13 protein-coding genes are annotated in these 14,704 nt (G+C 73.7%); 3 read left to right on the top strand and 10 right to left on the bottom strand.

The window, feature by feature from the left end:
• Positions 1 to 144: 144 nt before the first annotated feature.
• The gene (locus ABTZ54_RS17720; RefSeq protein WP_351663886.1) at positions 145 to 585 is read right to left on the bottom strand and encodes a hypothetical protein; all 441 of its coding nucleotides are present in this window, start codon (positions 583 to 585) and stop codon (positions 145 to 147) included.
• Positions 582 to 2,060 carry a glutamate/gamma-aminobutyrate antiporter GadC gene (gene gadC / locus ABTZ54_RS17715; RefSeq protein ID WP_351663884.1) on the bottom strand — a complete coding sequence of 493 codons (1,479 nt, stop codon included), beginning with the start codon at positions 2,058 to 2,060 and terminating at the stop codon, positions 582 to 584. Before gadC ends, ABTZ54_RS17720 begins: the two co-directional genes overlap by 4 nt.
• Positions 2,061 to 2,472: 412 nt before the next feature.
• Between gadC and ABTZ54_RS17710 the strand changes: the two genes are divergently transcribed.
• A complete protein-coding gene (locus ABTZ54_RS17710) occupies positions 2,473 to 2,772 on the top strand; it encodes a DUF1876 domain-containing protein (RefSeq protein ID WP_351663882.1) in 300 nt (99 codons plus the stop codon).
• Positions 2,773 to 2,851: 79 nt separating this feature from the next.
• Here the strand turns inward: ABTZ54_RS17710 and ABTZ54_RS17705 are convergent, their stop codons facing one another.
• The 5 genes from ABTZ54_RS17705 to ABTZ54_RS17685 form a co-directional block, all read right to left on the bottom strand.
• Positions 2,852 to 3,463, bottom strand: coding sequence for a CBS domain-containing protein (locus ABTZ54_RS17705; RefSeq protein ID WP_351663880.1), 612 nt, complete (start codon positions 3,461 to 3,463; stop codon positions 2,852 to 2,854).
• Positions 3,464 to 3,542: 79 nt separating this feature from the next.
• Positions 3,543 to 4,817: a serine hydrolase domain-containing protein gene (locus ABTZ54_RS17700; RefSeq protein ID WP_351663878.1), complete on the bottom strand. Its 1,275-nt coding sequence runs from the start codon at positions 4,815 to 4,817 to the stop codon at positions 3,543 to 3,545.
• Between the two features lie 88 nt (positions 4,818 to 4,905).
• Complete coding sequence (locus tag ABTZ54_RS17695) at positions 4,906 to 6,906, bottom strand: FAD-dependent monooxygenase (protein WP_351663876.1); 2,001 nt, start codon at positions 6,904 to 6,906, stop codon at positions 4,906 to 4,908.
• A gap of 84 nt (positions 6,907 to 6,990) precedes the next feature.
• Positions 6,991 to 7,656, bottom strand: a complete 666-nt coding sequence (locus ABTZ54_RS17690; RefSeq protein WP_351663874.1) for a GntR family transcriptional regulator — start codon at positions 7,654 to 7,656, stop codon at positions 6,991 to 6,993.
• Complete coding sequence (locus ABTZ54_RS17685) at positions 7,656 to 8,879, bottom strand: CaiB/BaiF CoA transferase family protein (protein ID WP_351663872.1); 1,224 nt, start codon at positions 8,877 to 8,879, stop codon at positions 7,656 to 7,658. Before ABTZ54_RS17685 ends, ABTZ54_RS17690 begins: the two co-directional genes overlap by 1 nt.
• A 178-nt stretch (positions 8,880 to 9,057) precedes the next feature.
• Between ABTZ54_RS17685 and ABTZ54_RS17680 the strand changes: the two genes are divergently transcribed.
• Entirely contained in the window at positions 9,058 to 10,263 is a 1,206-nt protein-coding gene (locus tag ABTZ54_RS17680) for an acyl-CoA dehydrogenase family protein (protein ID WP_351663870.1), read from the top strand.
• 25 nt (positions 10,264 to 10,288) lie between these two features.
• Here ABTZ54_RS17680 and ABTZ54_RS17675 read toward each other — a convergent pair whose 3' ends face one another.
• The gene (locus ABTZ54_RS17675; protein ID WP_351663868.1) at positions 10,289 to 10,792 is read right to left on the bottom strand and encodes an FBP domain-containing protein; all 504 of its coding nucleotides are present in this window, start codon (positions 10,790 to 10,792) and stop codon (positions 10,289 to 10,291) included.
• A gap of 73 nt (positions 10,793 to 10,865) precedes the next feature.
• On the bottom strand, positions 10,866 to 12,347 hold the full coding sequence (yczR, locus tag ABTZ54_RS17670) for a MocR-like transcription factor YczR (protein ID WP_351663866.1): 1,482 nt from the start codon (positions 12,345 to 12,347) through the stop codon (positions 10,866 to 10,868).
• Between the two features lie 350 nt (positions 12,348 to 12,697).
• Here yczR and ABTZ54_RS17665 point away from each other — a divergent pair, with 350 nt between their 5' ends.
• Complete coding sequence (locus ABTZ54_RS17665) at positions 12,698 to 13,231, top strand: universal stress protein (protein WP_351663864.1); 534 nt, start codon at positions 12,698 to 12,700, stop codon at positions 13,229 to 13,231.
• On the opposite strand, the gene ABTZ54_RS17660 is transcribed toward ABTZ54_RS17665, so the two are convergent.
• Positions 13,216 to 14,658, bottom strand: coding sequence for a DUF6777 domain-containing protein (locus ABTZ54_RS17660; RefSeq protein ID WP_502997260.1), 1,443 nt, complete (start codon positions 14,656 to 14,658; stop codon positions 13,216 to 13,218). The genes ABTZ54_RS17665 and ABTZ54_RS17660 overlap by 16 nt on opposite strands.
• Positions 14,659 to 14,704 lie beyond the last annotated feature (46 nt).

Raw genomic sequence — 14,704 nt, 5'->3', positions numbered from 1 at the left:
GGTCACGGTCCCCGCTCCGATGGTCCCGCGCGCCACGCCGTCCGCCCAGCCCCGGGAGGGCAGTCCGGGGTCCGTCATGACTGCACCCCGCCCGTGGTACGGGCGGGGCGCGGTCACGTTGTCACGCGGGCGTCGGTGGTCCGGTCACCGCTTCACGGTGTCGTCGGTCTTCAGGTCGGCGACCGCCTTGTCGAAGTCGTCGACCTGGTCGGGGCAGTAGACCTGGAGCACGATGCGCTCGGCGTCCACGGCCTTGGTGTCGGCGATGACCGGGCGGTTGCCGGGGCCGGTGGCGCCGTTGGAGAGCTGCTGGATCTGGTAGAGCGCCTTCTTCAGGGCGCTGTCCGGGTCGTCGCAGACCTGGCCGCCGTCGGTGCCGAGCAGGCGCTGGACGGTGTCCGTGTCGGGGGCCGGATAGCCGGCCTTCACCAGCTCCTCGCTGAGCTGGTCGGCCTTCTTCTGGGACGCGTTGGTCTTCTTGAAGCTGCTGTAGCGCACCAGCCCGGTGATGAGCAGACCCAGCAGGAGGGCGATGGCGCCCCAGTAGATCCACTTGTGCTCGGAGGCGAAGCGGGTCGGGCTCATGCGGTGTCTCCCTCGCTGCGGGCGGCCGTGTCGCCGGTGGCCGGAGCCATGCGCCAGCTGGGCTTGCGCACCTTCAGGAAGATCCAGGGGATGAGGAGGCCGAGGACCAGGAGGCCGGAGGCGATGAACAGGACGTACGAGAGGACGCTGCCGCCGCCGAACTGCGAGGGCGGCACGAAGCCGATCGCCAGCGCCGCGAGGGAGGCCAGCAGGCCGACGGTGCAGACCAGGCCGAGCATCGGCACGCGGTAGCCGCGCGGGTGGTCGGGCTTGTTCTTCCGCAGCCGCATCGCCGCCACGAACATCAGCAGGTAGACGATGAGGTACACCTGCGTGGTGATGGTCGAGAAGATCCAGTAGACGCTGGAGACGTTCGGGACCAGCGCGTACATCAGGGCGATGATCGAGGTCACGACGCCCTGGGTGACGAGGATGTTCTGCTGGATGCCGAACTTGTTGAGCTTCTGGAGGAACGGCGGCAGGTAGCCCTCGCTGCGGGAGATCTCCAGGAGGCCCTTGGACGGGCCGGCCAGCCAGGTGAGCATGCCGCCGAGGGAGGCGGAGATCAGCATCACGGCGGCGACCGGCGTCATCCACCCGATATTGAAGTACGAGAAGAAGGCGTCGAACGCCTGCATGACGCCGGCCGTGAGGCTGAGCTGGTCCGCCGGGACGACCCAGCTGATGGCGAGCGCGGGCAGGATGAAGATGAGCAGCACCAGGCCCATCGCCAGGAACATCGACTTCGGGTACTCCTTCGCCGGGTCCTTCAGCGAGGAGACGTGCACCGCGTTCATCTCCATGCCGGAGTACGACAGGAAGTTGTTGACGATCAGGACGAGGCTCGCGAGGCCGGTCCACTGCGGCAGCAGGTGGTCGGCGTTCATGGGCGCCGCCGAGGCGTTGCCCTGGCCCAGGAAGACCATGCCGAGGACCACCAGGATCGTGCCCGGGACCAGGGTGCCGATGACCAGGCCCCAGCTGGACAGACCCGCCAGGGCCTTGGTGCCGCGCGAGGAGACCCAGACGCCGGTCCAGTACAGGACCATGATCACGATCGCGGTGTAGACGCCGTTGGAGGCGAGCGAGGGATCGATGACGTACGCGATGGTGGAGGCCACGAAGGCCAGCAGGCTCGGGTAGTAGAAGATCGTCATCGCGAACTGGCACCACACCGCGAGGAAGCCCAGCGGCTTGGAAAGACCCTCGGCCACCCAGCGGTACACACCGCCGCTCCAGCCGGAGGCGAGCTCGGCCGAGACGAGCGCCGTCGGCAGCAGGAACACGAGCGCCGGTACGAGATAGAGGAAGACGCACGCGAGGCCGTACACGGCCATGGTGGGCGCCGCCCGCAGACTCGCCACCGAGGCGGTGGTCATGAGCGCGAGCGTCACCCACGTCAGCGTGGGCGGCGCCGAGGCCCGCGCCTCCGCGCGCGGTTTCGGCAGATCGGCAGGGACGTCCATCGATGCCATGGGCCCTCCTCAGGCGTGGCCGGGATGGACACCAGCGTCGACGGGGGTGCGCGCGGGCGCAGTCGGGGTGCGCCGGACGGGTGAACGGCCGCGGCCCCGGGGGCGCCCTCGGGAAGGGGCGTCCGGGAAGGGGCGCCGCCACCAGGTCGCCCAGGGCGGCAGCTCGGGGTGCGGGCTCGCCTCCCGGTCCGGTGCGGCAGGTCTGCCACGTGCTCTCTGCGGATACGGGGCGGCGCGGGGCGGTGCCCGGCGGTGACGCCCATCGTGGCACCGGCCGCACGCCGCTCCCGCACCGGCCGCACCGCCCAGCCGGGCGCCTGGCGCCGCCGCCCCGCCGGACGGATGCTGAGAGGAGAGGGCCGCGCGACGCTCCCGTGTGGCCCGCGGGCACGAGCGCACGAGGAGGCAGGCCATGACACGACACCTGGAGTGGAAGGTCGGCCTGGATCTGGTCGAGGACGGCGGCAGGACCAGGGCGGAGGCGCACCTGGACACCGGCACGTCGACCCTCACCGGCCACGGCACCGCCCGGTGCAACCCGGCGGACGTGGACGTACCGGCGATCGGCGACGAGCTCGCCGCGAGCCGGGCCATGAAGGATCTGGCCGGACAGCTGATGCGGGAGGCCAACCGGGAGATGGAGGCCGTGGGCGCGGACACCGTGCCCCGGCGCACCGGACCCGGATACGGCTGGCCGGAGGCGGTCTCCTGACGGGACCGCCGTCCCGCCCCGGACCCGCCGACGCCGGAGGGGCGGTCGGCGGGTCCGGGACGCGCACGCCACGGCGGCCCTACCTGCTGGCCTCCCCGTCGCCCCCGTCCCCGTACGTGAGCCGGTCCACGACCTCCACCACCCCGTCCACGTCCTCGCAGAGGCGGACGAAGATCGGGCCGACGCCCTTGCGGGGCAGCGTGCCGCTCAGGGTCACGCGGCCCTCGGCCACGTCGATGTGGAGCGAGGCGGGGGAGAGGCCGAGGATCCGGGTGACGACGTCCTCCAGGATCTCCTCCTGGATCGCCCGGTCCCGCCGCAGGAACAGCTGGAGCAGGTCGCTGCGGCTGAGCACCCCGATCAGACGCCCCTCCGCGTCGACGACCGGCAGCCGCTTCACCCGGTGGCGCTCCATCAGCCGCGCCGCCTCGACCGCCGTCCAGGACGGGCGGGCGACGAAGACGGGGCTGGACATCATGGCCTCGGCGGTGCTGGGACCCTCCTTGGCCGTGTGGCGGCGCAGCAGATCCGCCTCGGACACCACCCCCACCGGCCGGTTCTCCGCGTCGACCACGGGTACGGCCGTGATGCCGTACTCGTCGAGCAGCCGCGCGATCTCCTTGAACGGCGTGCCGGGTTGTACGGACACCGCGGTCGGTGTCATGAGGTCGGCGACACTGCGGTGCCTCATCGTTGGTCCCGTCCCTTCTCGACTCCTTTGTCCATGATCCCTCACGGGATCCGCGGACGGAGCCGAGGGCGACGGCCCGTCAGGAACCGGGCGGGGTCGAGGCGGCGGGTTCGGTCGGCTTCGGCAGGTTGTACACGTGGTTCGGGGTCACGATCTCGGTGATGGCCTTGCCGAAGAGCGTGCTGGGCTCGGTCTGGTCGTGCAGGATGTCGGTGTTCAGGAGCACCACCAGAGTGGCCTGTTCCTGCGGCAGGTAGATCGTCAGCGACTCGTAGCCGGGCAGCGAGCCGTTGTGGCCCACCCAGCCCTCCACCTTGAAGATGCCGAGGCCGTAGCCGGTGTCCTCGATCCCCGTCGAGCCCGTCTTCAGCCGCTGCGCCTGGGTGTCGGCGGTCAGCAGCGTGCCCGTGGCGACGACCTTGGCCCAGGTACGCAGGTCCTGGAGGTCCGAGATCATCGCGCCGGCCGCCCAGCCCCAGGACGGGTTCCAGTCGGTGGCGTCCTCGATCTGCCCCGTCGCCGTCTGGTTGGTGTAGCCATGGGCGTGCGGGCTCGGGAACTCCGCGCCGGTCGGGAAGAGGGTGTGCTTCAGGCCGGCCGGCCGGACGACGTTCTTCGCGATGAAGTCGTGCAGCGGCATGCCGCCGATCTTCTCGACGACCAGGCCCAGCAGGATCAGATTGGTGTTGCAGTACTCGAACTGCGCGCCGGGCGCGAAGTTGACCGGGTGCTTGAACGAGTAGTCCAGCAACTCCTGCGGGGTGAAGGGGCGTCGGGGGTCGGACGTGAGCGCCTTGAAGAAGTCCTCGTCCATCGAGTAGTTGTACAGACCGCTGCGCATCCCGGCGAGCTCGCGCAGGGTGATGCGGTCCCCGTTGGGTACGCCGCCGATGTACTTGCCGATCGGGTCGTCGAGGCCGACCTTGCCCTGGTCCACGAGTTCGAGCAGCGCGGTCACCGTGAACGTCTTGGTCTCGCTGCCGATCCGCATGTAGAGCCCCGGGGTCATCGGCTGCAGGGTCGCCTTGTCGGCGATGCCGAAGGCCCGGATGTACTCGCCCTTGCCGGGCGCGGACAGGGCCACCATCACGCCCGGCACCCGTGCCTCGCGCATGACGCCCTGGATCGCCGCGTCCAGTCGCGCGGCGACGGCCGGACTGAGCTGGGGGAACTCGTCCCCGGAGGGCGAGGGCGGGGGCGAGGGCGAGATGCCGGTCGCCGAGGCGGTGGCCGCGGGCGGTGGCGCGGGGACCGTCACGCCGTACGCGGCTCCCGCGACCGCCGGGACGGTCAGGGTCCCCGTGAGGGCCACACCGATGCAGAGCCTGCGCCAACGCGCCTGCGAGTTCCTCACGGCAGCCTCCTGCCCGACGAGGACGACACTCCACTCTCCAGGCTAGGCCCGCGCCCGTACCCCCGCACGGCGAGCCCGCGCGCGTCCCTCACGCCCGGAACACGCGCGCGAGCGCCTCGGCGAGTGCCTCCGCCGTCGGCGGGTGCATTCGGGCACCCAGATACCCATCGGGCCGTACGAGAAGGCCAGTTGGCGGACGTACGGCGCAGACCCGGGCGAACTCGCCCCGCGCGTCCCGGTACAGCGGAAGCCCCGGCGGGCCGCCACTGCCATCGGCCGCCCCGTCGGCGGCGATCAGCACGCAGGCCCGCACGGCACCGCGCGACAACTCGACGGCCCTCGCGGCGAGTCGCCCGAACTCACCGACCGTCCGGGCGTCCCCGTACAGCAGCAGCACGTGGTCGCGTCCCCTCAACAGGTCGTACAGCCGGAGCGGTTGGACGGCGAGCGCGGTGACGAGCCCGACACAGTCCGGCACCCGGTCACCGGGGCCCGGGCCACCACTGCCGCCGCCCCGGCCACTCGCGGCGACGAGGGAGCCGACCCCGCCGGCCCGCACGGCCGCGTCGCTCCGGGCGGTCGCGCCGGTGGCGTTGCCTGCGCTGTCTGCGTCGCCTGCGCCGATCGCGCCGCCTGGGCCAGTCGCGCTGGTCGCGCCGCCTGGGCCAGTCGCGCCGCCCGCCCCGCCCGCGCCGCCTGGGCCAGTCGCGCCGCCCGCCCCGCCCGCCCCGCCCGCACCGCCCGTGCCGGTCGCGCCGTCCGCGCCGTCCGCGCCGGTCGCGTCAGCCGCGCCGCCCGCCCCGCCCCCGCCCGCGCCAGCCACCCCGCCCCCCGCCGCCACGATCGGGCTGCCCCGATAACCGACGAGCAGCTGCGCCTCCCGCAGCAGCGTCGTCTCCAGGTCCGCCGCGTCGGCCCGTACGCCCCCGGTCGCGTGTCGTACGGTGCGGCCGACGACCTCCTCGCCCACCGGGTGCCGCTCGGCGTCGTAGCTGGCGAGGAGGCCGGGGCTTGCGGCCCCGGTGACGGCGAGGGAGAGTTTCCACGCCAGGTTGCAGGCGTCCTGGATGCCGGTGTTCATGCCCTGCGCGCCGGTCGGCGGGTGGATGTGCGCGGCGTCGCCCGCGACGAACGCCCGGCCCTCGCCGTACCGGTCGACCAGCCGGTGGCTGATGCGGAACACGGAGGACCAGCGCAGCTCCGAGGCCGTCGCGGGCCGGGGCGCGAGCCGGTCCAGGACCCGCTGGATGTCGGCGAGCCCCGGCGCCCGCGCGCCGCCGTCCAGACCGTGGGCGACCTGGGCGGCGGTCGCGTCGGCCCCGCCGGGCGCGGCGGACGGCTCCTGCGGGACCCTCATCGAGACGCGGTAACGGCCGTTCCCCGGCAGCGGGATGCACACCAGGACGTCGTCGCCGGAGCCGTCCGCGCCGCCCCGCCGCGTCGAGCGCACCCCGTAACCGGGCGGCAGGTCCCAGTCGAGCTCCACGTCGCCCAGCATGTACTCCTCGGGGAAGGCCCCGCCCTCGAAGCCGAGGCCGAGCCGCTTGCGCACCACGCTGTGCGCGCCGTCGCAGCCCACCAGGTACCGGCAGCGGACCTCCTCCTCGACCACCGGCGCCCCCGCGCCCCCGGCCGTCACGAGCCGGGCGGTCACGCCGTCCGCGTCCTGCTCGAACGACACGAGCTCCGTGCCCCGTTCGACCCGGGTCCCGAAGCCGGCCAGGAACTCCTCCAGGATCCGCTCCGTCTCGTACTGCGGCAGCGCGGCGAAGCGGTACGGCACCTCGGGCGGCAGCACCAGGTCGAGCCGGGACCGCTCGACCCCGTCGACGTACAGGAGCTGCCCGCGCAGCGGTACGGCCGCCTCAAGGGCCGCCCGTACGCAGCCCATCCGGTCCCAGACCTCCAGCGTGCGCGGCTGGATGCCGACCGCCTTCGCGTACGGGAGCCGGGCGGGCAGCCGGTCGACGATCCGCACGCCCGTGCCGCGCCGGCGCAGCTCGGCGGCGGCGGTGAGCCCGACGGGTCCCGCGCCGACGACCAGGACGTCCAGAAGGCCCCGACCCGCCGTGAAAGTGTCGCTGCGCATCGTCGGCGCCTCCTGACCAGGCCCCCTCCACCATCGTCGGCCCCCGGCCCGGCCGGCGCACCCGCGACTCCCGGCCTCCCGGCCTCACTCCAGCGCGAGCACCTCGCGCAGCGCCGCGACCGCGTGGTCCCGGTGCTCGTCCAGCCACCGGACCGTCGCCTCGGCGTCGCCCTCGGCCAGGGCCGCGAGGACCGCCCGGTGCTCGTGGACGGCCACCTCCCGGTGCGCGTCCTCGGCGTAGTACAGCGAGCGGTACGCGTCGGTCGCGTCCCAGAGCGTGGCGATGAGCCGGACCAGGCGGGGCATCCCGGAGGCCTCGACCAGGGTGAAGTGGAAGCGCCGGTTGGCCGCCGCCATCGCGGCCACGTCCCCGGCGTCGGCCGCCCGCTCGACCTCGCGCTGGGTCTCCTCCAGGGCGTCGAGCGTGCCCTCCGGCAGGCGGTGCGCGGCCGTCCGCACGGCTTCCGTCTCCAGGATCCGCCGGATCCGGTAGATCTCCTCCAGGTCCGCGAGGGACAGCTCGGCCACGAAGTAGCCCCGGTGGACGTGGTGCACCACCAGGCCCTCGGCCTCCAGCGCCTTCAGGGCCTCACGCAGCGGGACCCGGCTCACGTCGAGCCGCGCCGCCAGGGTCTCCTGCCGGATCGCGCCGCCGGGCCGCAGCTCCCCGGAGGTGATGGCGCGCCGCAGCTCCGCGAGGACGAACTGCTGGGCGGTCGGTGGCCGCCGTCTCTCCACCGCGCCGCTCATCACCGGTGACCTTTCGCTCGGGGGTTCGCCGTCCATTCTGCTACGGGCCCCAGCTCGGCCAGCAGCTCGTCGGTGTGCTCGCCCAGGCGCGGGGGAGCGGTGCGGTAGGAGGCGGGGGTCGCCCCGAGGGCGATCGGGTGGGCGACCTGACCGGGACCGGCGGCGGCGGCCGGGACGCGCGGGGCGAGGCCCAGGCGGTCGGCGAGGGCGAAGGCGCCTTCGAGGTCGTTGATCGGACCGCAGGGCACTCCGGCGTCCGTGAGCTCGTCGAACCACTCGTCGGCGGTGCGCCGCGCCAGCGGCCCGGCGAGCTCCGCGATCAGCTCCTCGCGATGGGCGACCCGGGCGGTGTTGGTGGCGAACCGGGCGTCGTCGGCGAGGCCCGGGCGCCCGATCCGCTCGCAGAGCACGCGGAACTGCCGGTCGTTGCCGACGGCGAGGACCAGGGGCCGGTCGCTCGCCGCGAACTCCTCGTACGGGGTGATGCTCGGGTGCCGGTTGCCCATGGCGCGCGGGACGACCCCGGCGGCGAGGTGCGCGGCGGCCTGGTTGGTGAGCGCGGAGAGCAGCGAGCCGAGCAGCGAGACCTCCACCCGCTGGCCCTCGCCGGTGCGCTCGCGGTGGCGCAGGGCGGCGAGGACTCCGAGGCCCGCGTGCAGACCGGTGATCACGTCGACGAGGGCGACGCCCGCCTTGGTGCCGGTGCCGCCGGGCTCGCCGGTGACGCTCATGAGGCCGCCCATGGCCTGCACGAGCAGGTCGTAGCCGGGCAGCCGGGCGCCCTCGGCGGAGCCGAATCCGGTCACCGAGCAGTAGACGAGCCCCGGGTTGGAGACCCGTACGCGCTCGTAGCCGAGGCCGAGCCGCTCCATCGTGCCGGGCCGGAAGTTCTCCACGAGGACGTCGGCGCGGTCGACGATCGCCCGGGCCGCGGCCAGTCCCTCGGGGTCGGTCAGATCGAGCGTGACGGACCGCTTGTTGCGGTTCACGCCGAGGAAGTACGTGGCCTGTCCGTCGGCGAACGGCGGGCCCCACGCGCGGGTGTCGTCGCCCGTGCCCGGCCGCTCGATCTTCACGACCTCGGCCCCGAGGTCGGCGAGGAGCATCGTCATGTACGGGCCGGCCAGGACCCGGCCGAAGTCGGCGACGACGATCCCGGACAGGGCGCCCGGAGCGGGCATGCCGGGCTGGTCGGCGGGCGTCTCCGGATGGTCCATGGGCATTCCGCTCTCCTTACGTCGGAGATCGCCGGAGATCGGCGGAGATCGACGGTGATCGTCGGCGATCGGGATGCCTCCGGACCGTACGCAGAGAGGAGCGGATATTCAAGACTGGATCCAATATCCAATCTGGGCCTATGCTGCGGCACGCCGAGTTGCCACAGCCGCCAGGAGGCCGTCCGTGAAGTCGTCGCCGAAGCCGTCGCGTTCGTCGCAGTCCTCGCCCGTCCACCCCCTCGACCTGCTCGCGGTCGACGGACTGCTGACCGACGAGGAGCGCGAGATCCGCCGCACCGTCCGGGCCGCGGCCGACCGCGACCTGCGCCCGCACGTGGCCGGCTGGTTCGAGAAGGGCGCCATCCCCGCCCGCGAACTCGCCCGCACCCTCGGCGGCCTCGGCGTCCTCGGCATGCACCTTGAGGGCTACGGCTGCGCGGGCACCAACTCCGTCGCGTACGGCCTCGCCTGCATGGAGCTGGAGGCCGTCGACTCGGGCCTGCGCTCGCTCGTCTCGGTCCAGGGGTCGCTCGCCATGTACGCCCTCTGGAAGTACGGCTCCGAGGAGCAGAAGCAGCGGTGGCTGCCCGGGATGGCGGCGGGCGAGTACATCGGCTGCTTCGGCCTCACCGAGCCGGACGCCGGCTCCGACCCCGGCGCCATGCGCACCAACGCCAAGCGCGACGGATCGGACTGGCTGCTCAACGGCACCAAGATGTGGATCACCAACGGCTCCGTCGCCGACGTGGCCGTGGTCTGGGCCCGTACCGAGGAAGGCGTCCGGGGCTTCGTCGTCCCCACCGACACCCCCGGATTCAGCGCCCCCGAGATCAAGCAGAAGCTCTCCCTGCGCGCCAGCGTCACCAGCGAGCTCGTCATGGACGACGTACGCCTGCCCGCCGACGCGATGCTGCCGGAGGCCCGCGGCCTCTCCGGCCCCCTCGGCTGCCTCAACGAGGCCCGCTTCGGCATCGTCTTCGGCGCGCTCGGCGCGGCCCGCGACTGCCTGGAGACCGCGATCTCCTACGCCGCCGACCGCACCGTCTTCGCCCGCCCGCTCTCCTCGTACCAGCTCACGCAGGCGAAGCTGGCCGACATGTCCCTGGAGCTCGGCAAGGGCATGCTGCTCGCCCTGCACCTCGGCCGCCTCAAGGACGCGGGCGAGCTGACCCCCGAGCAGATCAGCGTCGGCAAGCTGAACAACGTCCGCGAGGCCATCGCCATCGCCCGCGAATGCCGCACCATCCTGGGCGCCAACGGCATCACCCTGGAGTACCCGGTGCTGCGCCACGCCAACAACCTGGAGTCGGTCCTCACCTACGAGGGCACCAGCGAGGTGCACGCCCTGGTCATCGGCAAGGCCCTCACCGGCGAACAGGCCTTCCGCTGACCGGGGGCGCCACCGACTGCCGGAGCTAGGCCGCCGTCACCCGGTCCACGAAGGCGTTCAGGTTGCCCATCATGCGGTCGAGCCGCTCCGGCACGCTCAGCGACTCCTCGTGCCGCAGGCCGCGCAGCCGGGGCTCGCGCTTGCCGCGCACGTAGAGCGGGCAGGCCAGATCGGCGCAGACGTACGTGCCGATCGTGTTGCCCTCCCGGCCTCGGGCGCCCGCGAGCGGGGCGGCCAGCAGGGTGACGCCGGACGAGGCGTGCGAGGTCAGGCAGATCTGGCACATGCTGGACTTCACGGCGCTCGTACGGCCCACGGAAGGCACCCGGAAGGTGACGCCGACGGGGCCGTCCGGGCGGGGGACGACGAGATGGGCGCGCAGCGGCGCGCCCGGGTCGACCCAGCCGAGGAAGTCGAGGTCGGGCCAGGGCAGCTCGGCGAAGTCGAGCGGCGTCTTCATCCGGGCCGCGTCGCCCTTCGTGCAGTTCACGAAGGACGCGCGGATCTGTTTGTCGGTCAGTGGTTCCACCCTGGGACCGTACACACCGCCCCACGCCCCGGGCATCCGGTTATCGGGCACCCCGGGCGTATCGGCCGGCCGCTCAGGCCACCCACTCCGGCAGGGCGGGGCCCGAGACCCGTGCCGGGGCGCCCGCCAGAGCCGCCGCGAGCCGCTCGGCCGCCGTCTCGTACACCTCGCACGGCAGCGTGTACGGGATGCGCAGCCGGTGCTCGTGGGTGCCGGGGTCCACGCCGAACCGGGCGCCGCCCTCGACCCGAACCCCGTGCCCCAGGGCCCGCGCCGCGAGCTGCGAGGCGATCGGGCGGCCCAGGTCGATCCACAGGCACAGACCGCCCGGCGGGAGCGTCCACCGCCACTCCGGCAGATGCCGGGCGAGCGCGTCCACGAGCGCCTCCCTGCGCCGCCGCAGCTCCACCGCGCGCTCCGGCAGGAGCGGGTCGATCCGGTCCATCAGTGCCACGGCGACCAGCTGGTCCAGGACGGAACCCGCCAGGTCGTGGGTGATCCGCACCCGGGCCAGCTCCGTCACCATCCGCGAGGACGCCCGCGCCCAGCCGACCCGCAGCCCGCCCCAGCAGCTCTTGCTGAGCGAACCCACGCTGATGATCTGCTCGCCCGTGCCGGGACCCGCCGAGGCCGCGAACGGGCGCGGCGCCGGCACGTCGAGCGCGATGTCGGCGAGCGTCTCGTCCACGACCAGCCAGGTCCCGGTGGCCCGCGCCGCCGCGGCCACCTCCCGGCGCTGGTGCTCCGGCATCAGCCGGCCGGTCGGGTTGTGGAAGTCGGGGATCAGATAGGCGAGCCGCGGCGCCGTCTGCCGCAGCGCCGCGTCGATCAGACCGCTGTCCCAGCCCGTCTCGGTGACCGGCACGGGGGTGATCCGCAGCCGGTGCCCGCGCATGGCGTCCAGGGCGTTGGTGTACGAGGGGTTCTCCGCGAGCACCCGGTCACCCGGCCCGCCGAGTAGCGCGAGCGTCAGCGCCAGGGCCTGCTGGGCGCCGGTCGTCACCAGGATCTGCTCCGGCCGGGTCGGCAGCCCGCGGGCGGAGTAGCGGTCGGCGATGGCCGCGCGCAGTTCCGGCAGACCGTACGGGTGGTAGCCCTGGGTCGTCGCGTAGCGGGGCAGCTCGGCGGAGGCCTCGGCCAGCGCCTCGGCCAGGAGGGCCGCGGGCGCCTCGGGCGCGGCGAGGGCGAAGTCGATCACGGGCCCGGTGTCGCCGTGGATCGCGGCCGGACCGATCGGCGACTGCCCCTCGGGGAGCGCCGTCCAGGTCCCCGCGCCCTGGCGGCTGTGCGCGTAGCCGCTCTCCCTGAGGAGGTCGTAGGCGGAGGTGACGGTGGTCCGGCTGACGCCGAGGGCCGTCGCGAGCTCGCGCTCGGCGGGCAGCCGCATCCGCAGCGCCACCCGCCCGTCGAGCAGCGTCTCGCGCACCGCGCGGGCCAGCTCCCGGTAGCCGAAACGGCCCTCGGGCGGCGGGGTGAGCAGCGCCGCCAACTGGCGGCCGCTCAGCATGCGGTCGGCGACGGTGACCACGGAACGGACCACTCGACCCTGTGCCATGCCAATCACTCCTCATTGGCTCTGCTGTCCAGGCCAATAAGGCTACAGACTCCCGTCAAGTGGCCTGCGGGCCCAGGCAAGAGGAACAGCAAGAGGAACGGCAAGGGGAGAGGGTGCGTCATGTCCGGACACTTCACCGACCAGGACGAGAGGGCGTGGCAGCGGCGGGCTGAGCAGCGGATCGCCGAGCCGTTGGAGCTCGGACGGCGGATCCGGAATTGGATCCCTTGGCTGGGACGGGCGGTGCCGCTTCCCGGATCCGGGGCCGGTTCCGGGGCCGGATCCGCAGTTTCGCCGTCGCCAGTGGCGTCGCCCTCGCCCGTGGTGCGGGCCCGTCCCTGCGAGCCGGCATGAGCCGGATCGTCGTCGGCGTGAGCGGCTCGCTCGCCTCGCTCGCCGCCCTGCGGCACGCCACCGCCCTCGCCCGCCGCGACGGCGCCGAACTGCTCGCGGTCCTGGCCTGGGAGCCGCCGGAGGGGGAGGCGCTGGCCGCCCGGATCCCCGACCGCGCCTGGGCCCGCATGTGGGCCGACGAGGCCAGGGCCAGGCTGACGCGGGCCTTCGAGGACGGCCTCGGCGCCATCCCGGACGGGCCGGCCGTGGAGCGGCGGATCGTACGGGACGCCCCGGCGGCCGCCCTGTGCCGGGCGGCCGACCGCCCCGGCGACCTGCTGGTCCTCGGCACGACCACCGGCCGCGGCCTGCTCGGCGGGCCGCGCCGCCGCCCGGTGCTGCGGGCCGTCACCGCACGCGCCGAGCGGCCCGTCCTCGTGGTGCCGGGACCGGTGGTGCGCCGGGGCGAGGCCCGCGTCCTGCGGCGGCACGCCCGTACCGCCGTCGCGGCACCGGGCACGTACCCGGTGCCCCGTCAGATGATCGACTGAGGGCCGGGGACACCCGGCACGGACGGGGAGGTCGAGCCGGAGGCCGGGACGGACGACGAGGACTCCGACGTCGTCAGGCCCGCGGGCTGCGACGGAGGTCCGGAGGACGGGGAGCCGGTGGACGGGGAGCCGGAGGACGGCGAGGACGACGCCGACTCGGACGTGGAGGCCGATGACGACGGCGCCGACGGCGACGACGACGAGGCGGAGGGCGACGAGCTCGTCGAGGAGGTCGACGAGGTCGACGGGCAGGGCGAGGGTGTGACGCCGTTGCTCGGCGTCGGGGTCTCCGTGCCGGTCACCGTCACGCACGGCACCGGAGTGGACGGCGACGTGGACGGAGATGTCGACGGGGACGTGGATGTGGATGTGGACGGGGACATGGACGCCGAAGGGGAGGTCGTCGGAGGCGGCGGGGGAGTCGTGTGCTGGTCGTGGCGGACGGTGTCGCCCGGCTTCCGCGCGATCCAGCGGTCGTTGTGCGGGTCGTAGATCACGAAGATGTTGATGACCGTCACCGAGGGCTGTACGACCACCGTGTTGCTCGGCCGGTAGCCCGGCCAGACCGTGCCGACCTGCTTCGGCGCCGACTGCGCGACCGGCGGGGTCAGCGGGTTGCCGCAGGCGCACCGCACGCGGGGCACCCCGTGGTCGTCCACCAGGACGGCGGTGCCGGCCTGGAGCACGGCCTGGAACGGGGTCGGAGCACCGTTGCGGAAGCCGTGGTTGGTGACCCGGGTGTCCACCCGCAGCTGAAGCGAGGTCAGGGAGCGCAGATAGCCCGGGACCTCGTTGGCCGAGATGCCGAGGACCTTGGCGAAGGCCGCGTTCTTGGGGGGCTCGTCCGAGAGGAAGCGGATCTGCCGCTCGACGTCGCAGCTCGCCGTCCGGTGCGTACCGCCGTACAGGCCGGGGGCCGAACCCGACACGCTGCGCGTGGCGTTGCCGCCGGTCCCGGTCTGGCTGGGCAGCGGCACGGGCGACATCGAGGCGCCGCTCGTGCGGGCCGTCGACTGGGTGAAGGGGTCGGGTCCTGACGCCGAGGTGTTCTGGAGGAACACCTCGCCGCCTCCGGCGCCCGCCTCGTTCTTGCCGCCGCCGTTGTCGCGGGTGAGGACCACGACGAGCGCGACGGCCGCCACCAGGACGGCGACGAGCGAGGCGACCTTGGGCACCGAACGCCACCAGGGGCCCCGGCCGTCACCGCCGGGCGCGCCTCCGACCGTACCGCCGGAGCCGGAATCACCGGAGCCGCCGCCCCGTGAGCCTCCGCTTCCGCCCCCGCCTCCGCCCCCGCCGTCGTACGGCGGGCCCGGAGGTGGTGGGGGAGTGGTCTGGCCGGGGCGGGTGGAGGGGCCCGAGAGGGGTCCGGAGGGCGGGCCGGCAGGGGGGACCGAGGGGGTGCCGGACGGCGGGTGGGAAGTCACGTTTTTCCCTTTCTTCCGTTCCGCGCCCATTGTGTGCGCCGACCGG

Origin of the sequence: Streptomyces sp. NPDC094032 (assembly GCF_040303965.1) — a bacterium.
Taxonomy (GTDB): domain Bacteria; phylum Actinomycetota; class Actinomycetes; order Streptomycetales; family Streptomycetaceae; genus Streptomyces.
Note: the sequence above shows the minus strand (reverse complement) of the source record. Positions and strands in the feature narration are given on the sequence as shown.